Genomic DNA, 25,308 nt, shown 5'->3' with positions numbered 1-25,308 from the left:
AATATTTCTCAGTTTAAATGATTCAGTCACCGATATTGACTGGTATATGACTCACCCTGTCAGACTGCTCGGTCGGTTCGACCGCAACCACGCGCCATGCATCACCCCGCGAGCCGAGCGCGACGAGTCGGACCGTAACCGTCTCGCCATCGACACCATCAGCCAACGCCACTCGGAGGTCGTCGGTCGCGTAGTCGACGATCTGAAACGTTCGTTGGCCATCGGCAGCCGACAACCGCAGTGCGCCGTGACTGTTCATTGGTCGCTCAATTCGTGCGTTAATTCGAATATACTGTCGACTGTCGCCGAACTCACGCTGGCGGTGTTGGCTGTTAGTGTGGGCCAAACGTCTGTTGGCAGTCGAATCCGAATGGAGGGCCATACACTGCAGATTGGGAGGCTATACTTCAGTATGAATTAGCTACCACTCTGTAAGAGCTAGTATAGAGTTCCTACTATACGTCTGTAGCCAGTATGCATTGCCTACTTCGGTAAAACCGTGATTGGTGACCGGCCTCTGTCGACTGAAAGCCGGTTGTCCTCAGTCGACTCTGTTGTCTGGATTTGAGCTTGGGCCACGAGCTGGCTTAGGTCCTCCAATAGCCCACCGATAGCTACGATGTCGGCCGAAACTTGCTCCGTTCAAGCGAGACGGCGGTTGTTACTCTCGACCGGCTGACTGTCCAACGCCCGGCACGGCAAGGCGGTCTTCGAGTCGATTCATCAGCATCGCAGTCGTGATCACTAAACCGAGGTAACAGAGCCCGACGACGACGTATATCTCGGTGTACTGGAACGTATCCGAGCCGATATCGCGGGCCCGCCGGAACATCTCGGGGACCGTAATAAAGGCGGCCAGCGAGGAGTATTTGATCAGGTAGACAAACTCATTGGTCCACCCTGGAATGGCGAACCGAAGCCCCTGCGGGAGGACGATGTGGCGAATCCCCTTCCGTTTCGAGAGGCCAACCGCGCGGGCGGCCGTTAACTGCCCTTCGTCGACCGATTGGAGGGCAGCCCGAATGTATTCGGCCTGATACGCCGAGGAGTTGATCGTAAAAGCGATGATGGCCACGACAGCCGCGGCCCGTGGCATCCCGGAGAGTTCCATGATCCCGAAGCTCCCGATGATCCCCGCCAGCGGCAGCCCGAAGTAGAAGAAAAACAGCTGTGCCAACAGCGGCGTCCCGCGAATCAACTCGGTGTAGGCCATCGAGAGTCGACTGCTGACCGGTCCCCCGTAGACACGCGTCACTGCAAGCGGCACCGCGATCACGAGTCCGAAGACCATCGAAAACACCGTCAGATAGACAGTGATGAATGCCCCTTCAGCCAGCGCTGGTCCGGTCGACGTGGCGAACGCCGCGAGCTCAAAGGGCCACGCTAGCCACTCGAAGAGGAAGTTCGCCGGGCCAACCGCGGCCGCAATACCACCGATAGCATCGGCAACGGCCTGAAACGGCGCTGCCGGAATCCACGGCTCCCGGACCCCGACACGCACCTCCGAGTGGACGAGGTCCGGAAGCCCGATAGCAGTAAATATGCTGTCAAGCAGCGTGTTATGGACAGCCCACCGTGCGAGCAGCCACAGCCACAGCGCCCCACCGACAACCCCGGCGACCACTTTTTTCCGACCGCGGATGGTTCCGACGGCCGAGTCGACTGTTTCGGTGCTCATCGGTTGAGGTCTGTCAGTTCGCCGAGGAATGTCCGTGTGCGGTCGTGTTCGGGGTTTTCGAACAGCTGTTCGGGTGGCCCTCGCTCGATGATCTCGCCATCATCGAGGAACGTGATCGTGTCGGCGGCCGAGCGGGCAAAGCCCATCTCGTGGGTGACACAGAGCATTGTCATCCCCTCCTCGGCGAGGTCCTCCATCACCGTCAGCACCTCGCCGATAAGTTCTGGATCAAGCGCACTCGTCGGCTCGTCGAAGAGGATGAGTTCTGGGTCCATCGCCAGCGCGCGGGCGATCCCCACTCGCTGTTGTTGGCCACCCGACAGCTCTGCGGGATACGACTTGGCTTGGTCCGCGAGGCCGACCCGGTCGAGATAGTCGTCGGCCTTCGCGTTGGCCTCCTCCGTCGAGAGCCCCAGCACTTCGCGTAGGCCGAGTGTAATATTACCGCGAGCGGTGAGATGGGCAAAGAGGTTGAAATCCTGAAAGACCATCCCGACCCGGCGACGGAGTTCGTTTTCGTCGACCGAGTGAATCTCCTCGTCGTCGAGATAGATCTCGCCGCTGTCGATCTCGGTGAGCCGGTTGATACACCGGAGCAGCGTCGACTTCCCCGAGCCGCTGGGCCCGACGATGACTTCGACCTGCTGGCGGTCCATCGCGAAGCTCACATCGTTCAGTACCGGTTCGTCGCCGTAGGATTTGTCGACATTGTCGACGCGTAGTAAACTCATGAGTTGCCACCTGGAATCGCATACCGACTGTGGACGTAGTCGAGTGCTCGGTTCGTCGTGAACGTGAGCACGAAGTAGATCATACTGATCACGATGAGGACCTCGATCACCGCGGTATCGCGGCCGGGCTGGAGATAGAGTCGCTCGGCACGGGTCAACAGTTCGGCCAGCCCGATCCCAATGGCGACGCTGGTGTCTTTAAGAACGATAGTAAACTCGTTTTGGAACCCCGGCAGCGACCGACGGACCGCCTGCGGAAAGACGACGTGCCTGATCGCCTGTCGTTTACTCATGCCAACTGATCGGGCAGCCTCAAGCTGGCCCTCGCTGATCGACTGGATCGATCCTCTGAATACTTGGCCCTGATAGGCCGCACTCCGCAGCCCGAGAGCCAGCATTGCCGCGACGAACACGGCGAGCTTCATGTCGATCACCGGTACGGTCCCCAGCTGTGGGATCGGCAGCCCGAAGTGGAACAGGAAGATCAGCACGACGATCGGCGTCCCGCGCAGGACGATCCCGGCAGTGTTGACGGTCGACGCAAGCCAGCTATCGCCGTAGACCTCGATGGCCCCAGCAGGAAAGCCGAGGGCAAAGCCAAGGGTAAGACTCGTCGCTGTCAGGAGAACGGTGACGACGACACCCAAAAGCAGGGTCTGCCGATTGGCGAAGATGAACTGCCAATCGGTCGCCTGCAGGACTCCCGGCTCCATCGTGTTATTCGAACCACTCGGTGACGAGCTCGTCGTAGGTGCCGTCCTCCTGCATTTCGGCGAGCGCGTCGTTGATATCGGCGAGTCGGTCGTCGTCCTGTCGCATTCCCATCCCGTAGACCTCGCCGGTCTCGATGGTGAAGGCGATGGTGACCGCTCGTCCGTCGGCGAAGTTCTCCGCCACGGGGATGTCGATGATCAGTACGTCGACGTTACCGTTTTCGAGGTCCTGTACGCCGAGGGTGTAGTTGTCGTACTGCCGGACATCGTCAGCAGCAACAGTGCCGTCGTCGACTAACGCTTCGACTTCGTCCTGACCGGTCGTCCCGGACTGGGCTCCGACGACCGCGCCCGCGAGGTCGTCGACGCTTTCGGGGCTGAGATCGCCGCCTTCCCGGACGAGGACGGCCTGATCCGATTCGTAGTAGGGGTCGGTGAAAGCGATCTGCTGTTGTCGATCCTCGGTGATCGTCATCGCCGCGGCGACGAGGTCAACGTTACCCTGTGTCAGCGAGGGGATCAGCGAGTCGAACTCGATTTCGGTCCACTCGCCGACCTCGTAGCCCGCCCGCTCGATGGCCGCCTCCGCGAGGTCGACGTCGAAGCCGACGAGTTCGCCGTCCTGGGTGTACTCGAACGGCGGGAAGCCGGGTGCTGTGCCGGGATTGATAACGTTGTTTCCGCCGTCGTCGCTGTCGTCGCTGCCGCCCGTACAGCCTGCGAGTGCGCCACTCGCGCCGACTGCACCGACCGCCTTCAGGTAGCTCCGTCGATCTATATTGGCATCAGGTGTCATACTACGGTACTTGTAGCTATCGGTGTTTAACGTTTCGACACAGAGAATGTCGACGGCCACACAGTATCTGGGCTGTTTTCAGGTACTTGTTCTGAATTGTGGGTTCCAATTACATTTTCCCGCATCTCTGTGAGCGTCCGTCGACTGGGGTGGATGGGACACCTACTCGGGTCGACTGGTGGTGTATTCGCCAGCGAGTTAGATAGAAAGTACCGACCGAGATTCGAACTCGGGCCATCTTGCTGCAAGAAGGGAATCCGATACCTGCGACGCCGAATTATGCTGCTCTCAGTCACCGATAGCGAATGGAAAGTGATTTGTTAGGCCACCGGCAATCCAGTATTGCGTGCGGCTGGTCTAATGGTAAGACTCTAGCCTTCCAAGCTAGCGATCGGGGTTCGATTCCCCGGCTGCACATCTCTGCTTTCTCACGCTGATGCCGGGTTGTCGTCCTCGTCGAGCATATCCGCGGCGGTAGCCAGCTGGTCAGAACCAATACCACTGTGGACATTCGCTGATCGTGGATTACTGAACCGTTCTGGACATGGCGTCTCTATCAGTACTGACCACGGAGCGCAGTATATCGACGGTGAGGTCGACGCCCGCCATGATCGTTGAGGACAAACAGTTCCGAGACCTCCAAGCGTCCGAGGCCCGAGTTCGTGAGCGGTGTCGTGAACTAATTATGCGGGAGCTTGTTGGGGCAATCCACAGAGAAATGTATGAAATTACGGCGTGGGGTGTTGCATATCTCCGAGGTGATTTAGACGCCGAAATGCTTCGACGATGGGATAATCGTTGAATGTATCACGCACATTTATCAAATCTCAGTACTTCACAAAGCCGCTTAGTTAGAACGTCTGCTTGCTGAAGGTGTGTCTAAAACCAAACAAGCAGACGGTGAGATCCACGAGGACCAGCTTCTTAACTTTCTCGTCAACCGCCTTGACGAGGAAGTTTCGCTCTCGTTAGCCAATAACGCTGAAATCACTGCTGAAGACATCTATGAGGTCCTCGTCGGCGCTTGCGCCGACGGGACCTCTGTCTCTACGCTCTGTGCGTCGAGCCAGAACTCACCCGCTGGGAACACGGTCCTCTACCATCTTCGGACGAAGTTCGAGCCGGAACGGCTCGAACGAGTCGCTAACACGCTCCTGCGAAAGGATCTCGATGAATTGCTCCCCGAACAGGTGGAGGTCTGCGCAGACCTCCACCTGCGGCCCTACTACGGTGACGAAGACGACACAGACGGCCTCTATCACTCGGTAGCGAAGCGTGGAACCACTGCGTTCCACGCCTATGCCACACTCTACGCGCGTGTGAAGAACAAACGCTACACGCTGGCGGTACGCCGTCTCAAAGACGGCGATACCGCAAGTAGTGTCCTCGCTGAGTTCTTCGGTGTCCTCGACGGCCTTGACGCCGGGGTCAAGGCCGTCTACCTTGATCGCGGATTCTACGACAGTAAGTGTCTCACGCTGCTTCAGGCGCACAATTACGCGTACGTGATCCCGATCATCCGGTGGGGTGAGGCGATTCAGCAAGAGCTCTCGGAAGGATGGAGTCGCGTCATTCAGCATGATCTGACGGGGAAACTCGACGGTCACAGCTGGACCGTCGATTTTCCCGTCTACATCGACTGTACGTACCTAAATGGGAAGTATGACGAGAACGGTGTGGCGCGTCACGGCTACGCCGCTGACGCGCCGTTCATCGACTCACCACGGGACGCTCGATACCACTACTCGAAACGCTTCGGTATCGAGTCAAGCTATCGCTTGTTTGAGCAAGCGATAGCGACAACGACAACACGAGATCCAACGGTACGGCTGCTGTACGTGGTGGTGAGTCTCCTCTTACAGAACGTCTGGCGGTACCTTCACTACGAGTATGTGGCGACGCCCCGCCGAGGCGGGCGTCGCCTCTGGTGGTGGCCGTACAAGGAGTTCGTCAATATGATTCGACGAGCTGCGTGGACGGCCCTCGCGGTGCGTCGGGCCGTCCCCGCGAATCGGCCACCTGACGACCGATTCCACCGCTAACCACCGACCGAGCAAGCCAGCGGAGTGAGTGGCGACGCTGTCGCGTCGGCGGCTGACCGCCGCCGACAGCGACAGCTCTCCGTCGATCCGTCCGTAATTCTCTCGTCGAGACCGTCAGTACAACCGCTTCGACACAGAACTCAGGCCGCAGAAACAGCTAGCCGAGGATGCTTTGTGAGGTACTGAATCTAGGTGTGATTTCAATGTATGTATTTGTTGAATGACGGTAGTGCTGAAATAGGTGGTTAAAGTGACTAGTAGCAAAGAAGAATTGGCTGAACTAATACATCAAAGAGAACAGTTAGAACAAGAACGTCAAGAGATCATCAATAATGAAACCAATGATGACAACATAAATAAAGTAAGAGAAATAGATAGAAAAATTGAAAATATAAATTACGAACTTCATGGTTCTAGAAGTTCTAATTATTCACTCAGAACGCATAAAAATAAGTTAGAAAATCAAGAACAAGAATTTATACATAAATTAAACAAATTAGATGAAAAACAAGATGAGATATTATCAAAAGAAGAGAAAATTAGACAGCTAGAAGAGACTGCTAGAGGATTGATTAAGAGAACAACTAGTGCATCGTTAGGGAAACAATTCTCGGAGAGAAAAGACCAATTAGAACAAAATTTGGAATATTGGAAATATGCATCAATAGGAAGTATATTAGTTCTACTTCTTTTTGCAGGCTTCATATATTATGACATTTCCACAAGTACTACTACCACAATAGATACAAATATAGCAAAAGTGTTTCTCATATTATCTGTATCTGTAGCAGTTTGGTTTACAGTTTCAAATTATAGGAGGCAAAAAATACTCATGGAAGAATATGAATTCAGAGCAAGAATGGCACTATCTCTAGATGGTTATAGAGAAATATTAAGAGACGAACAGATTAGCGAAGATAGTGAAATAGTTGCTGAATTTGTTCGTGATACAATGGATAAAATATATTTGAATCCTCAAGAGAATGCATTGAACCTTGACGAAGGTGGAGATGATTCTCTAATTGACCGGCAAAGACCATCTAGAAGCATTCTTCCGTGGCTACGGTAACAAATTGTAGACTACGTACGAAATCACACGGCCTCAATTTTAGGAGCGATAATACCTCCATGCGGTCGACAAACCATCCACAGGATGACCTACTGATCGTCGAGGCACTGCATGGTCACGGTCACGAGATTGAAGACAGTAGATCACTAGCGCACAAAAACGTCGACCGCGGCAATCATCGCGTTCCAACGCCGCCTGATCGACGTATACACTCATTCACGACACGCCATTAATTACCTTACCGTTTCCCGCAGACGCTTAGTCGTCGCCGAAACTCCGCGCCGCGGCCTGAATCTCAGCCGAGACGCCGGGCACATCGCTCTCGGCAACCGGCCCCTCGGCCTCCAACTCTTCGAGGGACTTGGGGAACGTCCGTAGTTCTTTGTGAATCGCCAGCCCCGCTTTCGCACCCTTGCCCATCGCCACCGGCACCTGATTGTGCCCCGGCGTGATGTCGCCAACCGCGTAGATCCCGTCGACGCTGGTCTGCCCGTGGTCGTCGACAACGATTGTCCCGTCGTCGTTGAGATCACAGTCGAGTGCCTCGGCCAACTCGGTGTTGTAGTTCGAGCCATACAGCGCAAAGCCGCCCTTGTACTCCCGAACCGTTCCATCCTCGAACTCGAAGCTTTCGAGCCAGCCGTCGTCGGACTTGTTCATCCCCGTCACGTCCTCGTGGATCACGTCGACCGGGTGGCCGTCGACCAGCTTTTGGGTCTCGTCGCTCCACTCGATTTCGTCGCCGCGAGTGAGGATGTCGACCTCGTCGGTGAAGTTGAGCATGATCATCGCAACATGGGCCGCCGAGTCGCCGGTGCCCATCACGTACACCGACTCGTCGATGAACATGTAGGCATCACAGTGGAGACAGTAGTGGAGTCCCTTGCCCGTGCGCGGCAGCGGTGGCTCGGGTCGCTCGTCGGAGAAGCCGACGCCAAGCACGACGCGGTCGGCAATGACCTCAGTGGAGTTCCCGCTGAGCCGGAACCGACCATCCGGTTCGCGCTCGATTTCGGTGACGAAGTCTCGAATCACGTCACCACCGTACTCTTCGACCTGATTGCTCGCGGTGCCGAGGAACTCGTTGCCCGACACGTCCTCAGTAACCCCGATTACGTTGTGCGTATCGAGCATCATTGCCGCTCGGCCGCCGCCGCGGTCGATCACGACGGTGTCGTGACTCAGGCGTGTCGTGTACAATGCTGCCGACAGTCCAGCCGGACCCCCACCGACAACCGCCACCTCGTAGACCTCTGTGTCCGACTCTCCATCCCCATCTCCGTCACTCTCACTCATATTCGAAAGTAAGACTGCGGCATACATAAGTGGCAAGCAGTCGTTCGCGTTGGGCGCACGTCCGGATCGTTGTCTCCAGTTCCAATTGAGTCGACAGACCGGCGATTACTCGGACCGACAGGACTCTTCGGAGAGCAGCGTTTGCTCGATGAGCCCGGCTATTCCACGTCGGATGCGCTGGGAATACGCGCTATCGCTGATACCCTCTCTGTCGGCGAGTGCAACGAGGGTCGTCCGGCGCGGGACTCGAAAATACCCGTGGTCGTATGCTGTCAGGAGCGTCTCCCGCTGGATCGTCGAGAGCCCAGCCCCATCCCCACGAGGGGTGGGGTTGTAGATGTGCCGGAGCGTGACAGCAATGTTGTCGGCTGTGAGTGCCATATTAAACGCCGATAGCTCGCTGTGTGAACCGAATCGGAGCCGGAAATCCCACGTTTTGTCGGTCCCGCTTGCTTCGAGGATCTTCCCTCGTGTGTCGACGAGCGCGCCGACGAGTCCGTCGGTCTCGGTCGTCCAGTGGACCTCAAAGAGTGTCTTGCCATTCGTGGTCGTGAGTTGGTCGACGGCTATCGTCCGTGGATCGTCAGAAAGCACGTCTTTGATTACTGCTGGGTCGGCCCCAGAAATCCAGAACAGCGGCATGACGGTCTCACGGAGTGGGACGATACGTTCGAGTTCAGTCTCGATGCCAGTGACGTCACTCAAAAGACGGCCGAGTGCGAAACTGTCGGCGGGGAGGCTAATATCCGCGATAACTGTCATGTGGGGCTCCGAGACCACCGCTGGAGTCGGGCGACGATGCTGGCGGGCCGTTCGTTCTTTGCGGTCGACCGGCAAAATAGTGGTGGGCGATTGTACCGTTTACTCGTCGGACTCTCCTGAGTCACCCGAATCCTCGGAATCCTCATCTTCTGAGTCATCTGAGTCTCCAGCGTCCTCGGAGTCACTCGAACCCTCGGACTCGTCCGGTTCTTCTGGCTCCTCGGATTCGGGTTCATCCGGCGCTTCGGGTTCTTCGGGTTCGGCTGGTGCTTCCGGAGCCGAAGGACCATCAGGATCTGCAGGTCCTTCGGGCTCAGCAGGTGCTTCAGGTCCGACTGGTGCTTCAGGCTCAGCAGGTGCTTCAGGTCCGACTGGAGCTTCGGGCTCTGCAGGTGCTTCAGGTTCGGCTGGCGCTTCAGGCCCTGTTGGCCCACCGGGGGCTTCGGGCTCCGTCGGTGCCTGCGGACCGTCCGGAGCATTTGGATCGTCGGGCGCAGGTTGCTCACCATCCGGCTCTTCGGGCTGTGCCTCTTGTTCGACCGTCGTCTCGGCATAGTCGACGATCGTCGTCGAATCCTCGACGTCGTACTCAACGGCTGTTTGAACCGTCTCAACCGCCACCTGCTCGGTTTGGATCTGGATCTGCTCGACGGTGACCTCCTGTTGCTGTGTGAGTGTCGCCGCCCCCTGACTCGCACCCTGTGCGGCCGACTGGATCTGGACGACAGTTGCCTCCTGATACTGGGAAATCGCACCGGTCGCCGCGCTCTCGGCGATCACCTGAACCTGGCTGACGGTCACTTGCTGATGCTGTGAGAGCGTCCCTTCAGAGGCCCCGCGGGCGGCCCCTTGGATCTGGACGACGGTTGCCTCTTGGCTCTGTGTCAGTGACCCTTTGGCAGCCGACTGTGTCGTTCTGAGGACTTTCTCGCGGTCGGCAACAGGTGTTTCGGCGCCGCCGCTCGCACTGCCAAAGGCTGCGGCCATGATTTGTTCGACGCTAACCGATTGGACCCCTTCGAGCGCCCCTTCGGCCCCGCCTTGGGCAGCGACCTGAATCTGTTCGATTGTCACCTCTTGAGACTGCATCGCACTGTAGACGGCCCCGGCGGATGCACCGACAGCGGCGTACTGGAGTTGCGTCACGTCGGCCTGTTGATGCTGGGAGAGGCTCCCGATGGCCGCACCGTAGGCCCCGTTCTGTATCTGCTCGACGCTGGCTTGCTGATGCTGTGAGAGCGTGCCGACACCACTGCCGTAGATCCCGGCCCGGAGCTGGTCGGTATCGATCTCTTCGCCTTGAATGACCGCTCCGTGAACCGCTCCTCTGTTGGCGGCTTGGACCTGTTCAGCAGCTGCGTCCGGATACTGTGCGGCAGCGTGCAGTGCGGCTTGCAGTGCTGCTTGTTCGCCCTCGGGTGTCGGTTCGAAGCCGTCAGCTCGGGCGAGTTCGATCCCCTCTTGGACACCCGTTTCAGCGGCTGCCCGTTGTTCTTCGGAGACCTCCGGCTCGGTTTGGAAGTCGACCTCGGCGGCGGTCACCAGCTCGTCGCTAAGTTCTTCATAGCCGGGGGGTTCGGACTCCTGTTGGTCAGCTGACTGGCCAACTGCGGTCCCCACAGTGATGATTCCGAACGGGGCGACCACGAGGCCGAAGACGAGGCTGAAGACGAAGAGAAATCCGAGAGTCTGTCGAATCCGCCGACCTGCCGATTTATTTGTTATTATTCGATTCATTTGTCTCACAAGAAGTATGTCGGCCAGCTATACACCCGTTGCCTTCGATACCATCTGTCAGCGTGGTTCGGTGAGAGTGGCCTGTCGGACACTAACAACCCCGTATCTGCGGTCAGCCTTCAGTTTTGGACCTCGGAGGTGGCCCCGGCTTCGAAGTCGAACCACGGTCCATGTGACAGTCGACGGTGCCGTGTCGTCGACTACGACACGTCGGACGATGACTCAACGACCGCATAGCAGTTCCCACTCGACACACGAACGTCGACAATCTCGACCGACGCTGCCTCCAAATCCGCCTGGAACTCTTTGGGGTCGTAAATGTGGTAGTAGCGCCCGACCTGTTTCCCACCGGGCAGCGTCCAGTCGACGGTCGTATCGAACCCCTCGGTAGCATCAAATCGGTCGTGGGCCGTACTCCACGCCGAGACGAGGGCTCGACCACCGGGAGCCAGCACCCGGCCGACCTCCGAGAGACTCTGCTGCCGGGCCTCGCGCGTGCGAAGATGGTGGAGTGTTGCAACGTAGACGATCTGCGAGAATCGGTCGTCGACAAACGGGGGTCGCGAGGCGTCGCCGTGGACGAGGCCGACACCGAACCCACCCTCGGCGGCTCGCTCCCTCGCTTCCGCTAGGAGGCCCCGACTAACATCCAGCCCGACGACGTCGCCGCCCGCATTGGCGAGGGTTTCGGCATGTCGACCGTTGCCACAGCCGAGATCCAGTGCCCGGCCGAGAGAACCACAACGGTCGACTTCGCTGTCGACGAACTCCTCGACCTCTGGCCACGAATACTCACGGGTCTGCGAGAAGTGTGTCGCGATTCGGTCGTAGACCGCCTGCAGATCCTCGGCGGCCGGCTGGTCGACTGACTCCTCATCGCCCACCGGCTCGTCGGCTCGGCCCTCGCGGTCGGCTGTCATTGTCACGACTCTGCAGCGCGCGATAAAAGCGTCTGTGGATCACGTCGGCGTCGACTGGTGTCTCACCGCGCCACAGCTACCGGCACGTTCGGGACACAGCACAACCTACATACGACTCGTCTGCCTACGCGTAGCCATGTCAGCAGACTCCGATGCGGTCGTCGAACACCGGCCATTGGTGATCGCCGGAACCGGTATTTCGGGGCTTACGGCAGCGATCTATGCCGCCCGTTCGAACAACAACCCACTCGTGCTTGAAGGCGACGAGCCCGGTGGCCAGCTCACACTAACCACCGATGTCGAGAACTACCCCGGCTTCCCCGAGGGCATCTCCGGGCCGGAGCTCATCAACAACATGAAAGAGCAGGCCGAGCAGTTCGGTGCAGATACGAAAAACGGCGTGCTGGAATCAGTCGACGCCGAAGGCGAAGGAACTGATCGCTTGTTCCGGATCACGCTCTCGAACGGCGACGTCTACACCGCCGATGCCGTGATCGCCGCCTCCGGTGCGAGTGCCCGGACACTCGGTATTCCGGGCGAGGACGATCTGATGGGCTACGGCCTGTCGACGTGTGCGACCTGTGACGGAGCCTTCTTCCGCGACGAGAAGATCGTCGTTATCGGCGGCGGCGACGCCGCGATGGAGGAAGCTCACTTCCTCACGAAGTTCGCCTCGACGGTCTATATCGTCCACCGCCGCGAGGAGTTCCGCGCCGAGGACGTCTGGATCGACCGCATCATGGACAAAGTCGACGCGGGCGAAATCGAAATTATGCGCAACACCGAGGCCACCGAACTCCACGGCAGCCGTGAGGAAGGCGTCGACTCGGTGACGCTTGTGCGCCATCCCGAGGGCCACCCGACCGCCAAACTCGACGATCCAGAGACTGAGGAGTTCGAGTTCGATGCGGGTGCGGTCTTCTACGCTATCGGTCACACGCCGAACACGGGCTACTTGGAGGACATCGGTGTCGACACCGACGATGAGGGGTATCTGAAGACAGAGGGCGGCGAGGGCGGCAACCAGACTGCAACTGGTGTCGCGGGGTTGTTCGGCGCGGGTGACGTGGTCGACTTCCACTACCAGCAGGCAGTCACTGCGGCGGGTATGGGTTGTCAGAGCGCGATGGATGCAGATGCGTATCTCGAAGAACTCGAACGCACCCGCGCCAAGACCGCAGCAGCCGACGCCGACACCGCCGCGGCCGAATCCGACGACTAACTGGGCCCTTCGTTTTCGACCCGATACTGTTCTGCGAGGCTATCGAGCGCGTCGTGGTGTTTTGTCGAGTGAGGCGCGGTCAACGGCGAGACGCTGATCTGTCCCTCGGCCACGGCTCGGCGGTCGGTTCCTTCTGGGTCCGTGATCGACCCCGAACGCATCATCTCCCAGATGTTGTCCTGCAAGTCGACCTGCTCGCCGTTTCGCTCGGCTCCCATCTCGTATCGCGTCGACGGATGGGTGACCACCATCTCGCTCGGCTCGATGCGTCCTGATTCGGTCTCGATATAGGGGACGTTCACGTTCAGGTAGTCGGCGGCCTCGAAGACGCCAGCCTCGCCCGCGTGGTCGACGAGATACCGGGTTGCAGCGGTCGCATGGCGGAAATCCGCGGGGTCGGTCGCGAGCTGCTGCCAGTCGTCGCCCGCGTCAATATATAACGAGACCGAGATCGCAGGCACGTCAAAAAAGGCGGCTTCGACAGCCGCACTGACGGTTCCGGATCGACCGAGGACGTAGGCTCCGATGTTTGCGCCCTTGTTACAGCCCGAGACGACGAGATCGACATCGGGACAGAGGGTCCCGAGGCCAGCGATCACGCAGTCGACCGGCGTCCCTGCTACCTCGTAGCCGAGTTCGTGGTCGCGGACGTCGACCGCCCGCGAGATCGACCGCCCGACTGAGCTTTGATCGTCGGCGGGCGCGACCGCGATCACGTCGCCGAGCGTCGAAAGGCCCTCGTAGAGCGCGCGAAAGCCGACGCTGTCGATCCCGTCGTCGTTTGTCAACAGAATCCGTGGCCCATCCATACAGGGTTCCAACACGGGCGGGACGAAAAGTACTCGGCTCCAGTCCGGTTCGAGAGGGGTTTCGGTAACGTTGGGACGACCAAGCCACAAAGGACACAAAGCCTGACACTCATGGGTCAGTATGGGACTCGGAAGCACGACAAAGAAAATCCAGATGCTTGCAGATACCGCCGAAAAGATGTTCCACCGGCTCAACGAGGTCCGTGAGCAGGTCGACACGACACAGGAGACTGTCCAGAACACCGGCGACCGGGTGCAGACGCTCGAAACAGAGATCGTCGAACAGCGGGCGATCATCGAAGCGATTGCGACCGAACTCGATATCGATCTCGATGCAGTCTCGGCGGATGCACATATTCTCGACGCTGAGGCCGAGGCTGGAGCCGTCGACGAATCGGAGTCAGCTGACACGGACGATCCGGAGACCGAAGCCTAATTCGAACGATTACTCCATCAAACGCTGGTGTTCGACTTTCATACACCGATCTTCGACCACGGTCAGTCCGGCCGCTTCTGCTTTCTCGACCGCCGCATCGTCATGAATACCCAACTGGAGCCAGATCGCCTCGACATCGCCCGTTGACTCCGTGCGGTCGAGCGTTTCGTCGACGATGCCAGCAACCTCTTCGCTGGGGCGAAAGACGTCGACGAGATCGATTTCGTTTTCGATCTCACTCAGTGAGTCGACGGCCTCCCGACCGAGAATTTCGTCGGCAAATGGGTTGACGGGGTAGATCTCGTACCCCTGTCGCTGGAGATAGGCAGGGATCTCGTGGGCGGCTTTGCCTGGCGTGCTCGAACAGCCAACAACCGCGATTCGATTCATCCCGAGCAGTTCACGAAGGGTGTCGTCATCTGAGACAGCCATAGCTACGATGTCGGGCGGGAGTTGCAAAAGTATTGAGTCAGTTATTGCTGGAGTCGGACTTCCGGCGGCTCGTCTTCCTTCATCCGAATCACGCCGTCAAAGAGCTGCGTAAGGGTGTTCATCGCCTGATCGTCGTGGGACGTCGAGTCGATACAGAAGACGCCCAGCCCGTCGACGCTCTGGATGCGGCCCGTAAAGACGTGGAGGAATCGGAAGACGGTCTGGAGATCGGCATACATCAACAGCGTCGACAGCGAATGGACCATGATCCGGTTGTGAGTGATTCCCTGATCCTGATGGAACGCCTGCAGGAACTCGGAGAGTTTGATCCCAATTCCGGTCATGTCGACCGGCGAGGAAGTGTATTTGATGCGTTTGTCCTCCCGTACTTCACCAACGCCCTGCTGGCGGGTGACACAGTCGACGACCGCGACCGGTCGACCCTCGTACTTGGTGCGTCGTGCAAAGTCCTCCAGTACACGGGTTGCACTGTCCTTTGTCGTGACGATAATCGCACCCTCGCCTTTTTCGACGCCGTTGGCGAGGATATCGAGCGCAAGCGACCGTTTTCCTGTCAGTGGTGGTCCGGAAATCAGTATATTCGTTCCCGGTAGGACTTCCTCATCGAGATCCGCAGTAAGCTCATACATTATAACTGCTCCCGAGTCGTGCAGTGGCACGGCTGATGTCCACTCGAATGTCGATCCGGCAGTCCGGGACTCATCGGCTGCATGGATGATACCGGTTGCGGGTAATATTCTTTTTGATTATGCCAGTTGGATTCGGGGGGTATACTACCGGTTTATGTCCCGATTACCACCACCGCTCGGCCAGCAACGAACGCCACTGCGGCCAACAACATCCCACGTTTCAGCCATCGCTGGCCCGTCCGCGGTGCCGTAAACGCCCGTACCGTCGCGCCGAGCATCACCAGATCGGCCGGAATCACAACCGCGAGATAGACGACACCGAACGTCCCCGTGAGATACGGCCAGCCGCTTGCGGCGACCGCGAGGACCATCACAGCAACTCCGATCAGTAGCGCGCGGCGCTCACCGATCACAATCGGTAACGTCCGCAGTCCCTCCTCTCGGTCGCCGGCGATATCTTCGACATCTTTGACGATTTCGCGGGTGAGCGTTGCGATGGCCGCGAGTCCGAACAGGGTGACCGCACCGAGCGGCCTGTCGACTGCTGCGCCGCCAAAGAGGAATGTGCTCCCGGTCAGATAGCCGACCAACGCGTTGCCAACCCCTGGCAACCCTTTAAATAGCTCCGTGTAGGCCACCAGTGCGATGAAATTGAAGACGGCGATGGCGATGGCGACCGCCGGGAGCGTCAGTGCGGCGGCGGTGGCGATCCCGAAGAGTACGAGGCTGAACCGCAGTGCGCCGCGCGCGGAGATGTCACCCCGTGGAATCGGTCGCTCGGGCTGGTTGATCGCGTCGATCTCCCGGTCGAAGTAGTCGTTGATCGCGTTGCCGCCGCCGGTCGCGGTGAGCGTTGCGATGACTGCAGCTCCCACAGCCGCCGGCGCACCACTCACACCCCCAGCGACGAACGCACCGGTAAACGTGAGCAGTCCCGCAGCTATCGCGTTCCCCGGCCGCGTGAGGTCGAGACAGGCCCGCCCACGAACCGCCAACGTTGCCATACATCCCGATGGTGAGTGTCACCGAATAAAGGACGCGGATCCTCAATCACGTTGTGTGTGACCGGTCGACTGGGTGCGACGAGACCGACGCCCTTATTATTGGAGCTTCGGAATAATCGAGTGCGGGCGCTTAGCTCAGCCTGGACAGAGTACTTGGCTTCGGACCAAGCTGCCGCGGGTTCAAATCCTGCAGCGCCCACTGGTTTTGGAAGTATAATCGCCAGACGGCGCCGGTTTTCCTACTGGAACGGGGCCTGATCTTGCTTTCGTTCCATGACAGAACGATGGTGTATGTATATCACCAGGCTTTGTTGAAATCCTATTGAACTAACACTTTTAGCAGTGACACAGCTGCTACGTAGATGTGGGAATTGGCTGTTTCTTGAGCGATTACTCACTTACAACCCGTTTTTTATAGACTAGATATGCTAATGGAAGCATTAGAACATAGATGACGGTAGTCATGGCTAAAAATAGCTCACTAGAATCTACTGCTAAACTGTAGAATAGACCGAGTCCAACGAGACCATATGCTACAGCAAGTGTCCAAATTACTTTTGACATACATAATGGGTTAATGCCTGATGAGATAACGATTGTGGGACCTTTGCTCTGTACTGATCTTAGAGGGCTCGGTCGATATTGTAGACAAGACATCTAAGAACGAGTTCACGGAACTGTTTCCACCATTGTCGGGAGCGAACGAAGGCACCGTACTTTCGTTTGAGCGTTGAGTTGACCGTCTCTGATTGACTTCTCTGTCCGTAGAGATCAGCGTCTAAGCGTGCGTTCCATGCCTTGTGGAGAGATGTGAACTCACGATGCTTAATCAGTGGCCGAACCTCGTGGTGACGGGCAAGTCGTCTGATCTTCTGGTCGTCGTAGCCTTTGTCACCGAGCAGAATGTCGATGGTCTCGGGGTTGCGTTTGATCAACGATGGAGCGATCTGACTATCGTGTTTTCGTGTCGTCGTCACGTGCAGATCGAGAATTGCGTTCACTTTCGTATCTACCAACAGCGTCACTTTGAGCTGCTGAATCGTGAGTTCAGCCCGTTTCGTGTAATGTTTTGAGGCGTGACTGCGGCCGAACCCTGACGCATCAACTCCAACGATTCCACTCGTCGGAAGTAGCGTCGCTGAGAGAGTCAATACAACACGCCATACAGCCATATCAAGCCGATTGAACGCCTTACAGAGCGTTGATGGCGTAGGTAGTTCAGTTAATCCAAGAGCTTGACGAATGCGTGGCATCTCGATCAGTTCGTCAAGCAGACCACGATAGGTCGTGTTCTTCCGAACTTTGAGACACAGTAGAACAACGTGCTGCGGGAGTGTATAGCGGTGTTTAGAAAACTTCGAGGAGTATCGAGAGACTGCTCGGCGTGCTAGGTGGATCGCCTTCTCAGTAAAACGGAGAATCTGCGACTTCGGGAGGGTCTTCATCTCATGGAATTACACGACAAACATGTAAATCTTCAAGGATTTCAACAGAGCCCTTGACTTCGATATCAGCACCGGCATCCTCCCGAACACCGTCGAGCGAGGGCTCGATACTGGGACGGTTGCCGGCGAAACACACCTCCCACACTTCCCGTCCGTTTTCGATACGGACTGGGGCACTGTGGACAAAGCCGTGTTCTAACAGCACGGGACAGACCATATCTCCGGGTTTGTATTCGAGGAAAAACTCTCGGACCACGTTGCCCGGCGCGGCGTGTCCGGCTCCAAACCGTTCCTGGAGTTCCAGCAGTTCACCGCTGTGTGGTGAAGCGTCGATCTGGTCAAGCAACGCTTCGACCTCGTCGACAGTGTCACCAAACGCAGTAAAAAGTCCGTTAACTGACGCTGAACGCATATCTGTCGTGGGTGTGTTGTAGATTGCATGGGCCAACACACCTCCTGAAACTTCGGTTGTTGCATCAATCGCCCAGCAGTTCGGGTGCCACAGATCGAGTGTGAGTCGTGTCCCTGCCCGGGAATCCGTCTGGCTCATTAGTGTGGGTTACGTTACCAAGAGGTATAATTTCTGTTGTTCTGTTGTTTGATTCTTACTTTATTTTGTTCTGTCATTTTTTCTTACCAACATTAGATGGCTCACGACACAATCGATTTCTGTGCTCGACACCGAGCCCACTCGTGGTCGACGTACACGATCAGTTGCGGCAGACGGAGCTGGAACCCCTTGTCGAGAGCTACGGTGAGTTGACCCTTGAGCCAGCCGAGGACCTGTTCGAACGACTGGTCATCTCGATTGTCAACCAACTCATTTCGACTGAAGCCGCCCGAACGATTCGCAAACGCCTGTTTGCCGCGGTCGACATCACGCCGGAAGGAATCTTGGCCGCCGAGGAGTCGACGCTCCGCGAGGCTGGGCTCTCACCACAAAAAGTCGAGTACGTGCGGGCGGTCGCTACGTGGTTCCTAGCAGAGGAGGTCACTACCGACCAGTTTGCTGGCCAAAGCGATAGCGCCGTTATCGAGACGCTCACCGAGATCTCGGGCATCGGTGTGTGGACCGCAAAAATGACGCTCATCTTCGGACTGGGCCGTCCCGATGTCTTTCCCGTCGAGGATTTGGCGGTTCGCCGCGGGATGACCGCTCTGTTCAGCGATGAGTCCCGACCCGAAATGCGAGCGCGTGCCGAGGATTGGGCTCCGTATCGCTCGACTGCAACACTGTACATTTGGGAGTACTACGTCGACGAGAATTCGACTGTCGACAGCATCGTTAGCTAGGTATCTTAAAAAGAGCGTTGGGAGGACTGCTGGCGACCGCAGCTACTCAGGCGCGCTGACTATCAGTCGCCCGTTTTTCGATCTCACTCGTCAGCGCGGCGGCCTCGAAATCATGGTCAGGGCGGATTTTCACGAAACTCAGGAAATCCATCGCATTGAGCAACTCGTCGACCGAGTAGACCGCCAGCGCGGCGTCGACGGCCTCCCGCGCACCGATTAGCGGTTCAAGGGCGGCCAGTCCACAGGCTAGATCGTACCATCGAATCGAATTGTTGCCTTCGCTGTTGACGTTCGTCGCGTCGATAAAGAACAGTTCGGCGTCCAAAATGAGGACGTTCTCGGCCCGCAGGTCGCCGTGGGCCAACCCGGCGTCGTGGAGCGTTTTCAAGGCGTCGAACAAGTCGACTGCCAGTCCCAACTCGCTCTCCGGATCGAGTTCGTCCAGCGGTCTGAAATCGGGGAGATATTCGAGCACCACGACCCCGAAGCCGTCGACCTCGAACGCCTCGACCGGTTCGGGGGTGTTGATGCCGAGTTCGCGCATCTCGCGGGTCGCCTCCAGTTCGTGGCGGGCCATCTCGTAGGGTGTCTGGAAGGACTCAAAGAAACCCTCAGTCCCGGCTGAGAAGGCCCCGATATTCCGCCCGGTCGTGAACAGCGCATGGACCATCGTGTTCTGCTTGCTGATGACCTTCACGAACAGGTCCTCGTCGACGACCATCGGCGTCGACAGCCAGTTATCAGCCTCCAGAAACCGGACGCTGACCTCATCGCGGTCGTACCGCTCGGCAATGGTTTTGATGACAGTCTCCAGTTCGGGCCAGTCGATCCGGCCGCGGACCAGGCGGCGTAGACGCATTCGACCGTACGCACGACCGCGACGTATATAAACAACCACCCGATTGTTCAGTAATTATTATGGTTGTTCGGGATGTTTATCTGTCGGCTGATCCACTGTTCGGTATGGATTTCGAGCTATCCGCGGAAAATCAGGAGCGACGCGAGGAGGTTCGGGCGTTCTGTGAGGCGGAACTGGCCCCCATTGCCCAGAAAATCGAGGACGACCGACGGTTTCCGGCCGAGATCTTCGACGAACTCGGCGACCGTGGGCTGTTGGGCGTGCCGATCAGCGAAGCCTACGGGGGCCGAGGGGCTGGCCAGCAGGCCTACTCGCTGGTCGTCGAGGAGCTTGGCCGTGTCTCCGGCGGTACTGGCCTCTCGTATGCGGCCCACACCTCACTGGCCTCGAAACCGCTCGACGCCTTCGGCACGGAGGCCCAGAAAGAGCGCTGGCTCGAACCCCTTGCACGCGGCGAGTCGCTCGGCGCGTGGGCGCTCACCGAACCCGAAAGCGGTTCGGATGCCTCCAACCTCCAGACACAGGCCGTCAAAGACGGCGACGAGTGGGTGATAAACGGCACAAAGCAGTTTATTACGAACGCCAACGTCGCCGATTCGATCATTCTGAAGGCCGTCACTGATCCCGAGGCAGGTTACGACGGCATCTCGACGTTTATTCTCGATCCCCACGCAGACGACGGCTTCGAAATTACCAAGATTTGGGACAAGATGGGTCTCCACAGTTCGCCGACGTGCACGTTCACCCTCGACGACGTGCGGCTTCCCGAGGACCGACTGCTGGGTGAGACGGGCGAGGGCTGGACACAGACGCTCACAACGCTCGACGGGGGTCGAATCTCGATTGCAGCCCTGTCGACGGGGCTAGCACAGGGTGCCTACGAGGCCGCCAAAACGTACGCTGGCGAACGCGAGCAGTTCGACCAGCCGATAGCGGAGTTCGATGCCGTTCGGGATCTGATCGTCGAGATGTACCGCAAAACCGAACGTGCGCGACTGCTGACTCGGAAAGCCGCGTGGAAATACGACCGCGGGGAGTCGACGACGAATGCGGCCGCCTTGGCAAAGCTTGATGCCTCGGAAGCCGCCCGTGAGGTCGCCGAAAGCGCGATTCAGGTACTCGGCGGCCACGGCTATATGACCGAGTACGCTCCACAGCGGTTCTACCGGGATGCGAAGCTGATGGAGATCGGCGAGGGAACCAGTCAAATACAGCGACTGATAATTGGACGGGAATTATCGCTTTAAATTGTCTACAGTTCTCAAAAAGAATATTCGCAACCAATGCATTAATAACTGGAAAGTAAGATACAGTGAAGAGAGACCAGATTCATGTACTCGATGCTCCCGGTATTTCAACTCGCAGTACTGTCGGGACTTCTTTCGACGGTGCTTGCGGTCGTTTCCTACCGGGTGTGTGAGACTCAATCGAAGTTAGTGCAGTACTCGTTTGTTGGCGTTGCGATCTCCTGTGCGCTCTGGGCTTTCGGCTATTCGATCTATCTCATAGCGTCCCCTGCCGAAAGTTACAACGCACTGCGCTGGCTGTGGCTCGGGTTGATTCCCTACAGTACGCTGTGGTTCGTCTTCGTGGTTGCCTACACCGACCAGAAGTCCCTCCTGACACGACCGGTCCTCGGGCTCTTGGCTATCGAGCCCGTGGTCATGTTGGGAGCCGCACTGACGATGCCGGCCCACCGACTGTTCGTCAGCGGCGAGACGACCGGGATGGTCGGCAGCCAACTCGTCGTCCTCCCGACACTCGAACCGATCTTCGCCTTTCATCAAACCTATATGTTTCTGCTGGGGGTGTTGTCGATACTGTTCCTCATTCGCACCCTCGGCGACACCGACCCGGCCTACCATCCACAGCTGTTGGTGTTGGTGGCAGCCGGAGCCGTTCCACTGCTCGGCCCGGTCCAACAGCTGTTTAATTTTGAGCTGGCCGCAATCCACGGACCGCCGTTGGTGTTGAGCCTGTTTAGTACGCTCATTTTGCTCGGCAGTGCCCGCTACCGGCTGTTCGACATTCTACCGACCGCCCACGGCCGTGTGCTGTCGACGATGGAAGACGGCGTCGTGTTGGTCGACGACGAGGGCCGAATTCGCATCGCAAACACTGCTGCCCGTCGCCAACTCTTGTTGCCCGATCCGGTGATCGGTCTTGATGCGGCCTCGGTACTCCCCGGTGGCGAGCAGTTGCTCCAGTTCAGCAATCGAGATGATCTCCCAGACAGCGAGTCTCCGGCCGAGTCGGAGGCGGCTCAGCGGACCGATGGTGGCGAGGCCCAACTCCGGCCCCATCCATCCGGTGTCGAACTGTGTCTCGACGACGGGAGCCAGTTCATCGTCAGCACCGAACCGGTCCCAGCCGAACTCTCGGTCGAGGGCCAACTGCTGGTGTTCCGGGATGTCACGGCCCAACGCGAACAGGAGTTGGAGTTCCAGGCGGTAATCGAACACACGAGCGACATCGTGACGATTGTCGACCCGGACGGCCGGATTAGCTACGTGAGTCCGTCGGTCGAGCCGGAGTTGGCCTACACACAGCTCGAACTCGTCGGCCGGGACCTCAGTGAACTGTTCCACCCCGACGACATCGAGCCAATCGAAGCCGAAATGGAGGCGGTCGCCGACAGTGATCGGACGATCAACTCCCAGTACCGTGTGCAGACCGACGATGGCGACTGGCGGATGGTCGAAACCACCGTTCGCGGCAGTCACTCGACACCGGCAACCGACGGTGTCATTATCACGATCCGTGACATCACCGACCGCTATCAGAATCAACAGCGTCGACGGGTGATGAACCGCGTGCTCCGCCACGACCTCAGAAACGATATGAACGTCGTGGTCGGCCACGCCGAAATCCTTACCGAGACGCTCGATGCCAAGCGCGGTCGACATGCCGAGACCATCGAACAGAAGGCGAGCAATCTGGTACGCCTCGGCGAAAAAGTCCGGAAGATCGACCAGCGGCTCCATGGCCGTGATCAGGAACTCAAGCGGATCGATCTCTCGCGAATCGTCGAAGACGAGGTGCAGTCGATCCACGAAACGTATCCGGACACCGAGATTCGAACCCGGGTTGAGAACGCTTCGATCCTAGGTGATACGCTGATCCGGTCGGCGGTCACCAACCTCATCGAGAACGCAGTCGAACACAACGACAGCGAGACGCCGGAGGTCGACGTTGTCGTCACTCACTGTCCGGAGACCGACCGGGTCGAACTCACCGTCAGCGACAACGGCCCGGGGGTTCCCGAGGCCGAACAGCGAGTGATCACTGCTGGCATCGAGACACCGCTCGAACATATCAGCGGACTGGGGCTGTGGCTCGTCAAATGGATTGTCGAGGGGATGGACGGCGAGCTGGCCATCGAGAACACCGACCCCCGTGGTTCGGTCGTGACGCTGTCGTTCCCATCGCTTGCGGATGCCAACGCTGCGGCTGCCGACCGATCCGCGACCGCCAGCGCATCGAGGACCAGACCGATGGGTGGCGACAGCGTTGGCGCACCGATTCAGACGACGACGCGTAGCGACGAGTAAGGAGTCAAAGAGCCGGGGCTCGACAGTTCGACGTGCAGTAGAACGACAACGGAGTATTAGTTGATGTGACCTTCTTCGCGGAGCTGTTGGGCGTCTTGGCTGTCGTAACGCCACTCGACGTCGGCCTTCTCGTCTTGCCAGTCCCACGGCTCGATGAGCACGACATCGTCCTCGTTGATCCACGTTCGGAACCGCATTCGTCCCGGAATGCGGCCCATGCGTTCTTTCCCGTCGTTACACCGAAGTCGGACCCGGCCAGCGCCGAGCATGTCGGTGACGACTGCAAACATTTCGTCATCGTTTGGCATGCGGAGGTTCTTCCTCCCTGATTCTTCAGACACACACGTAGTACGCACCGCCAACAGTTAAAGAGTAGCATCCTGCGTCGGTCTCGCATGTCGACTCCCCACATAGCACAGTGCTGGCTGTCGATTCGGGCACCTCATCCATCCCGGAGTCGAACTGCTTTTACTGAGTGACTGATAGCCGACTGTATGTATCGGAAAGGCCATCTTGGCGTCTCGATGCTCGTGTTCGCGCCGATTGGCTACGCGCTCGTCGGGGTCGGCTCGCCCATCCTCGCAGCCATCACCGGCGGCGTGATGATTTGGTTCGCGATGTTGCCCGACGTCGACCATCGTCTCCCGTTGATCGAACACCGTGGCCCAACCCACTCGCTACTGTTCGCCGCTCTCATCGGTGGCATCGGCTGGGCTATCGGGTTGATTGCCGAGCGTGTTGTCGCGCTCAGTTTCGACCTCGGTCTCGGAGACGGGTTTGGACTGCCCGAAATCGGCTTTGCCATTGGCGCACTGACCGTTATCGCCCATCTGATCGGCGACACGCTGACTCCGGCGGGCGTGAACTATTTGTGGCCGCTGTCGAAGCGGACGTTCTCGGTCTCGCTGGCACGGGCCGACAACAGACTGGCCAACAGCGGACTGTTCGGCCTCGGTATTCTCGTGACCACTGGCTGGGTTGGCATGGCGCTCGGCGCTTTCTGATCGCGTCGACTGGAACACTACCGGGCGAAAATCTACTAGTAGCCTCAATGGAAGTGATATTTATTGCCTGATTGGTCCAGACCTACGGATATCAGGCAATCGAATGTACTACGCAGATACACCCGAAATCCCACTGCGATCCGTAGACCGAGGAAAGCGAATCGAGAAATCAATGTTCTCGGTATCACCGCGGAGGATTGGTTTCTTGCGCGACCCGTCGTCCTTGAACTCGATTACGCCAAGCGATTCAAGCTCACCGAGGTTGCGATGAACTTCCCGATAGTCGCGGTCGACAGTCTCAGCTAATTGGCGGATACTTGCTGGCTCCGCAGAGACAATTGCCTCAATAAGTTCAAGATTCGACGTACGCATGAGTCGGGCGATATCGTCGAACTCTTCGAAATTGATGATGAAGCGCGCGTCCTGGTCTACCGCACCGTCTGTGTCACCGGCTTCGGCTCGGCGCAACCGTTCACGCGCCGCTTGGCGATGCTGTTCTGCCTGCTGAAACGTGATTTTGAGCGTATTTTCGGTCATGGTTGGTCTTTGATTTCGTCGATGAATCGGTCACGGAGTTCCATCATCCCTGGAAACTCGATTTCGGTGACGCCGTCTGACGTATGGCACTCGTGTCGACCGACGGTTTCATTCTCGTTGTCGTAACGGAGGATGGTACCACGTCCGTCTGTGTAGCCGTAGTGGAACGCGTAGCGGTACCCACTTGCATACTGTGAGTCATTGGTCTTGATGATCTTCCGTCGGATGATACGGTTTTCAATACGATCCTCAACATCTTCGATGACCGAATGACTCATCAACACCCTATGGTATTAGTCCCATCATGATAAGGGTATGGGAA

The 25,308-nt window shown here is 58.0% G+C and carries 26 protein-coding genes, 2 tRNA genes and 1 pseudogene; 10 read left to right on the top strand and 19 right to left on the bottom strand.

Translation table 11 applies throughout. The features are described from left to right. Positions 1-22: 22 nt before the first annotated feature. The 5 genes from HALTADL_RS00145 to HALTADL_RS00125 form a co-directional block, all read right to left on the bottom strand. Positions 23-382, bottom strand: a complete 360-nt coding sequence (locus HALTADL_RS00145; RefSeq protein ID WP_245708522.1) for a hypothetical protein — start codon at positions 380-382, stop codon at positions 23-25. A 279-nt stretch (positions 383-661) separates the two neighbouring features. Continuing rightward, positions 662-1,678, bottom strand: coding sequence for an amino acid ABC transporter permease (locus tag HALTADL_RS00140; RefSeq protein ID WP_089673800.1), 1,017 nt, complete (start codon positions 1,676-1,678; stop codon positions 662-664). Next, complete coding sequence (locus tag HALTADL_RS00135) at positions 1,675-2,409, bottom strand: amino acid ABC transporter ATP-binding protein (RefSeq protein ID WP_089673799.1); 735 nt, start codon at positions 2,407-2,409, stop codon at positions 1,675-1,677. The genes HALTADL_RS00140 and HALTADL_RS00135 overlap by 4 nt, the downstream gene beginning before the upstream one ends. Beyond that, positions 2,406-3,122 carry an amino acid ABC transporter permease gene (locus HALTADL_RS00130; protein WP_089673798.1) on the bottom strand — a complete coding sequence of 239 codons (717 nt, stop codon included), beginning with the start codon at positions 3,120-3,122 and terminating at the stop codon, positions 2,406-2,408. Before HALTADL_RS00130 ends, HALTADL_RS00135 begins: the two co-directional genes overlap by 4 nt. Before the next feature lie 4 nt (positions 3,123-3,126). Beyond that, positions 3,127-3,918, bottom strand: a complete 792-nt coding sequence (locus HALTADL_RS00125) for a transporter substrate-binding domain-containing protein (protein ID WP_089673814.1) — start codon at positions 3,916-3,918, stop codon at positions 3,127-3,129. Between the two features lie 346 nt (positions 3,919-4,264). On the opposite strand from HALTADL_RS00125, the gene HALTADL_RS00120 reads away from it, so the two are divergent. The 3 genes from HALTADL_RS00120 (at position 4,265) to HALTADL_RS17065 (ending at position 7,029) form a co-directional block, all read left to right on the top strand. Beyond that, positions 4,265-4,335, top strand: a tRNA-Gly gene (locus HALTADL_RS00120). A gap of 458 nt (positions 4,336-4,793) precedes the next feature. Further along, on the top strand, positions 4,794-5,960 hold the full coding sequence (locus HALTADL_RS00110) for an ISH3-like element ISHla1 family transposase (protein WP_009486633.1): 1,167 nt from the start codon (positions 4,794-4,796) through the stop codon (positions 5,958-5,960). Between the two features lie 241 nt (positions 5,961-6,201). Next, positions 6,202-7,029 (top strand): AAA family ATPase, encoded by an 828-nt coding sequence (locus tag HALTADL_RS17065; RefSeq protein ID WP_162551636.1) that lies wholly within the window; start codon positions 6,202-6,204, stop codon positions 7,027-7,029. Positions 7,030-7,287: 258 nt separating this feature from the next. Here the strand turns inward: HALTADL_RS17065 and HALTADL_RS00105 are convergent, their stop codons facing one another. From HALTADL_RS00105 to HALTADL_RS00090, 4 genes are all read right to left on the bottom strand, one after another. Next, positions 7,288-8,325, bottom strand: a complete 1,038-nt coding sequence (locus tag HALTADL_RS00105; protein WP_089673956.1) for an NAD(P)/FAD-dependent oxidoreductase — start codon at positions 8,323-8,325, stop codon at positions 7,288-7,290. Between the two features lie 105 nt (positions 8,326-8,430). Next, entirely contained in the window at positions 8,431-9,087 is a 657-nt protein-coding gene (locus HALTADL_RS00100; RefSeq protein ID WP_089673955.1) for a helix-turn-helix domain-containing protein, read from the bottom strand. A 99-nt stretch (positions 9,088-9,186) separates the two neighbouring features. Further along, positions 9,187-10,824, bottom strand: a complete 1,638-nt coding sequence (locus HALTADL_RS17505; RefSeq protein ID WP_218143718.1) for a hypothetical protein — start codon at positions 10,822-10,824, stop codon at positions 9,187-9,189. Between the two features lie 200 nt (positions 10,825-11,024). Beyond that, positions 11,025-11,744, bottom strand: coding sequence for a class I SAM-dependent methyltransferase (locus HALTADL_RS00090; protein WP_089673953.1), 720 nt, complete (start codon positions 11,742-11,744; stop codon positions 11,025-11,027). Between the two features lie 136 nt (positions 11,745-11,880). Between HALTADL_RS00090 and HALTADL_RS00085 the strand changes: the two genes are divergently transcribed. Continuing rightward, entirely contained in the window at positions 11,881-12,966 is a 1,086-nt protein-coding gene (locus HALTADL_RS00085; protein ID WP_089673952.1) for an NAD(P)/FAD-dependent oxidoreductase, read from the top strand. On the opposite strand, the gene surE is transcribed toward HALTADL_RS00085, so the two are convergent. Further along, a complete protein-coding gene (gene surE, locus HALTADL_RS00080; RefSeq protein WP_089673951.1) occupies positions 12,963-13,775 on the bottom strand; it encodes a 5'/3'-nucleotidase SurE in 813 nt (270 codons plus the stop codon). The two genes, HALTADL_RS00085 and surE, sit on opposite strands and share 4 nt — an antisense overlap. 121 nt (positions 13,776-13,896) lie before the next feature. On the opposite strand from surE, the gene HALTADL_RS00075 reads away from it, so the two are divergent. Next, positions 13,897-14,211, top strand: coding sequence for a DUF5798 family protein (locus HALTADL_RS00075; RefSeq protein WP_089673950.1), 315 nt, complete (start codon positions 13,897-13,899; stop codon positions 14,209-14,211). 9 nt (positions 14,212-14,220) lie between these two features. Here the strand turns inward: HALTADL_RS00075 and HALTADL_RS00070 are convergent, their stop codons facing one another. The 3 genes from HALTADL_RS00070 to HALTADL_RS00060 all read right to left on the bottom strand — a co-directional run bounded on the left by HALTADL_RS00070 (position 14,221) and on the right by HALTADL_RS00060 (position 16,297). Further along, the gene (locus tag HALTADL_RS00070) at positions 14,221-14,643 is read right to left on the bottom strand and encodes a CoA-binding protein (RefSeq protein ID WP_089673949.1); all 423 of its coding nucleotides are present in this window, start codon (positions 14,641-14,643) and stop codon (positions 14,221-14,223) included. A 41-nt stretch (positions 14,644-14,684) separates the two neighbouring features. After that, complete coding sequence (locus tag HALTADL_RS00065) at positions 14,685-15,293, bottom strand: RAD55 family ATPase (protein ID WP_089673948.1); 609 nt, start codon at positions 15,291-15,293, stop codon at positions 14,685-14,687. 152 nt (positions 15,294-15,445) lie between these two features. Then, a complete protein-coding gene (locus tag HALTADL_RS00060; protein WP_089673947.1) occupies positions 15,446-16,297 on the bottom strand; it encodes a geranylgeranylglycerol-phosphate geranylgeranyltransferase in 852 nt (283 codons plus the stop codon). 124 nt (positions 16,298-16,421) lie between these two features. On the opposite strand from HALTADL_RS00060, the gene HALTADL_RS00055 reads away from it, so the two are divergent. Further along, positions 16,422-16,496, top strand: a tRNA-Arg gene (locus HALTADL_RS00055). Between the two features lie 424 nt (positions 16,497-16,920). Here the strand turns inward: HALTADL_RS00055 and HALTADL_RS00050 are convergent. Together HALTADL_RS00050 and HALTADL_RS00045 are read right to left on the bottom strand one after the other, a co-directional pair. After that, positions 16,921-17,742 carry an IS5-like element ISHla2 family transposase gene (locus HALTADL_RS00050; protein WP_100190860.1) on the bottom strand — a complete coding sequence of 274 codons (822 nt, stop codon included), beginning with the start codon at positions 17,740-17,742 and terminating at the stop codon, positions 16,921-16,923. Positions 17,743-17,794: 52 nt separating this feature from the next. Continuing rightward, a pseudogene (locus tag HALTADL_RS00045) lies at positions 17,795-18,292 on the bottom strand (helix-turn-helix domain-containing protein); the annotation flags it as partial. Positions 18,293-18,435: 143 nt separating this feature from the next. On the opposite strand from HALTADL_RS00045, the gene HALTADL_RS00040 reads away from it, so the two are divergent. Next, on the top strand, positions 18,436-19,035 hold the full coding sequence (locus tag HALTADL_RS00040; RefSeq protein WP_089673936.1) for a DNA-3-methyladenine glycosylase family protein: 600 nt from the start codon (positions 18,436-18,438) through the stop codon (positions 19,033-19,035). A 46-nt stretch (positions 19,036-19,081) separates the two neighbouring features. Here the strand turns inward: HALTADL_RS00040 and HALTADL_RS00035 are convergent, their stop codons facing one another. After that, the gene (locus tag HALTADL_RS00035) at positions 19,082-19,894 is read right to left on the bottom strand and encodes an RIO1 family regulatory kinase/ATPase domain-containing protein (RefSeq protein WP_089673937.1); all 813 of its coding nucleotides are present in this window, start codon (positions 19,892-19,894) and stop codon (positions 19,082-19,084) included. A gap of 104 nt (positions 19,895-19,998) precedes the next feature. On the opposite strand from HALTADL_RS00035, the gene HALTADL_RS00030 reads away from it, so the two are divergent. Together HALTADL_RS00030 and HALTADL_RS00025 are read left to right on the top strand one after the other, a co-directional pair. Continuing rightward, positions 19,999-21,141, top strand: coding sequence for an acyl-CoA dehydrogenase family protein (locus HALTADL_RS00030; RefSeq protein ID WP_089673946.1), 1,143 nt, complete (start codon positions 19,999-20,001; stop codon positions 21,139-21,141). A gap of 84 nt (positions 21,142-21,225) precedes the next feature. Continuing rightward, positions 21,226-23,445, top strand: coding sequence for a histidine kinase N-terminal 7TM domain-containing protein (locus HALTADL_RS00025; protein WP_089673938.1), 2,220 nt, complete (start codon positions 21,226-21,228; stop codon positions 23,443-23,445). 56 nt (positions 23,446-23,501) lie between these two features. Here the strand turns inward: HALTADL_RS00025 and eif1A are convergent, their stop codons facing one another. After that, positions 23,502-23,786 (bottom strand): translation initiation factor eIF-1A, encoded by a 285-nt coding sequence (gene eif1A / locus HALTADL_RS00020; RefSeq protein WP_089673939.1) that lies wholly within the window; start codon positions 23,784-23,786, stop codon positions 23,502-23,504. 153 nt (positions 23,787-23,939) lie between these two features. On the opposite strand from eif1A, the gene HALTADL_RS00015 reads away from it, so the two are divergent. Next, positions 23,940-24,449: a metal-dependent hydrolase gene (locus tag HALTADL_RS00015; RefSeq protein ID WP_089673940.1), complete on the top strand. Its 510-nt coding sequence runs from the start codon at positions 23,940-23,942 to the stop codon at positions 24,447-24,449. 108 nt (positions 24,450-24,557) lie between these two features. On the opposite strand, the gene HALTADL_RS00010 is transcribed toward HALTADL_RS00015, so the two are convergent. Both HALTADL_RS00010 and HALTADL_RS00005 read right to left on the bottom strand, forming a co-directional pair. Continuing rightward, complete coding sequence (locus HALTADL_RS00010; RefSeq protein WP_089673941.1) at positions 24,558-24,986, bottom strand: HVO_A0114 family putative DNA-binding protein; 429 nt, start codon at positions 24,984-24,986, stop codon at positions 24,558-24,560. After that, positions 24,983-25,264 carry a toxin-antitoxin system TumE family protein gene (locus HALTADL_RS00005; RefSeq protein ID WP_089673942.1) on the bottom strand — a complete coding sequence of 94 codons (282 nt, stop codon included), beginning with the start codon at positions 25,262-25,264 and terminating at the stop codon, positions 24,983-24,985. The genes HALTADL_RS00010 and HALTADL_RS00005 overlap by 4 nt, the downstream gene beginning before the upstream one ends. Between the last annotated feature and the right edge of the window lie 44 nt (positions 25,265-25,308).

It is taken from the genome of Halohasta litchfieldiae, assembly GCF_002788215.1.
Lineage (GTDB): Archaea > Halobacteriota > Halobacteria > Halobacteriales > Haloferacaceae > Halohasta > Halohasta litchfieldiae.
Note: the sequence above shows the minus strand (reverse complement) of the source record. Positions and strands in the feature narration are given on the sequence as shown.

What these genes read in the sequence shown, in the direction of transcription:
- HALTADL_RS00060 (WP_089673947.1), bottom strand. Translation starts at nt 16,297, where the DNA reads ATGGCAACGTTGGCGGTTCGTGGGCGGGCCTGTCTCGACCTCACGCGG.
- HALTADL_RS00105 (WP_089673956.1), bottom strand. Translation starts at nt 8,325, where the DNA reads ATGAGTGAGAGTGACGGAGATGGGGATGGAGAGTCGGACACAGAGGTC.
- HALTADL_RS00070 (WP_089673949.1), bottom strand. Translation starts at nt 14,643, where the DNA reads ATGGCTGTCTCAGATGACGACACCCTTCGTGAACTGCTCGGGATGAAT.
- HALTADL_RS00025 (WP_089673938.1), top strand. Translation starts at nt 21,226, where the DNA reads ATGTACTCGATGCTCCCGGTATTTCAACTCGCAGTACTGTCGGGACTT.
- surE (WP_089673951.1), bottom strand. Translation starts at nt 13,775, where the DNA reads ATGGATGGGCCACGGATTCTGTTGACAAACGACGACGGGATCGACAGC.
- HALTADL_RS00005 (WP_089673942.1), bottom strand. Translation starts at nt 25,264, where the DNA reads ATGAGTCATTCGGTCATCGAAGATGTTGAGGATCGTATTGAAAACCGT.
- HALTADL_RS00140 (WP_089673800.1), bottom strand. Translation starts at nt 1,678, where the DNA reads ATGAGCACCGAAACAGTCGACTCGGCCGTCGGAACCATCCGCGGTCGG.
- HALTADL_RS00015 (WP_089673940.1), top strand. Translation starts at nt 23,940, where the DNA reads ATGTATCGGAAAGGCCATCTTGGCGTCTCGATGCTCGTGTTCGCGCCG.
- HALTADL_RS00135 (WP_089673799.1), bottom strand. Translation starts at nt 2,409, where the DNA reads ATGAGTTTACTACGCGTCGACAATGTCGACAAATCCTACGGCGACGAA.
- HALTADL_RS00075 (WP_089673950.1), top strand. Translation starts at nt 13,897, where the DNA reads ATGGGACTCGGAAGCACGACAAAGAAAATCCAGATGCTTGCAGATACC.
- HALTADL_RS00100 (WP_089673955.1), bottom strand. Translation starts at nt 9,087, where the DNA reads ATGACAGTTATCGCGGATATTAGCCTCCCCGCCGACAGTTTCGCACTC.
- HALTADL_RS00125 (WP_089673814.1), bottom strand. Translation starts at nt 3,918, where the DNA reads ATGACACCTGATGCCAATATAGATCGACGGAGCTACCTGAAGGCGGTC.
- HALTADL_RS00050 (WP_100190860.1), bottom strand. Translation starts at nt 17,742, where the DNA reads ATGAAGACCCTCCCGAAGTCGCAGATTCTCCGTTTTACTGAGAAGGCG.
- HALTADL_RS00035 (WP_089673937.1), bottom strand. Translation starts at nt 19,894, where the DNA reads ATGCGTCTACGCCGCCTGGTCCGCGGCCGGATCGACTGGCCCGAACTG.
- HALTADL_RS00065 (WP_089673948.1), bottom strand. Translation starts at nt 15,293, where the DNA reads ATGTATGAGCTTACTGCGGATCTCGATGAGGAAGTCCTACCGGGAACG.
- HALTADL_RS00010 (WP_089673941.1), bottom strand. Translation starts at nt 24,986, where the DNA reads ATGACCGAAAATACGCTCAAAATCACGTTTCAGCAGGCAGAACAGCAT.
- HALTADL_RS17505 (WP_218143718.1), bottom strand. Translation starts at nt 10,824, where the DNA reads ATGAATCGAATAATAACAAATAAATCGGCAGGTCGGCGGATTCGACAG.
- HALTADL_RS00030 (WP_089673946.1), top strand. Translation starts at nt 19,999, where the DNA reads ATGGATTTCGAGCTATCCGCGGAAAATCAGGAGCGACGCGAGGAGGTT.
- HALTADL_RS00090 (WP_089673953.1), bottom strand. Translation starts at nt 11,744, where the DNA reads ATGACAGCCGACCGCGAGGGCCGAGCCGACGAGCCGGTGGGCGATGAG.
- HALTADL_RS00130 (WP_089673798.1), bottom strand. Translation starts at nt 3,122, where the DNA reads ATGGAGCCGGGAGTCCTGCAGGCGACCGATTGGCAGTTCATCTTCGCC.
- HALTADL_RS00145 (WP_245708522.1), bottom strand. Translation starts at nt 382, where the DNA reads ATGGCCCTCCATTCGGATTCGACTGCCAACAGACGTTTGGCCCACACT.
- HALTADL_RS00085 (WP_089673952.1), top strand. Translation starts at nt 11,881, where the DNA reads ATGTCAGCAGACTCCGATGCGGTCGTCGAACACCGGCCATTGGTGATC.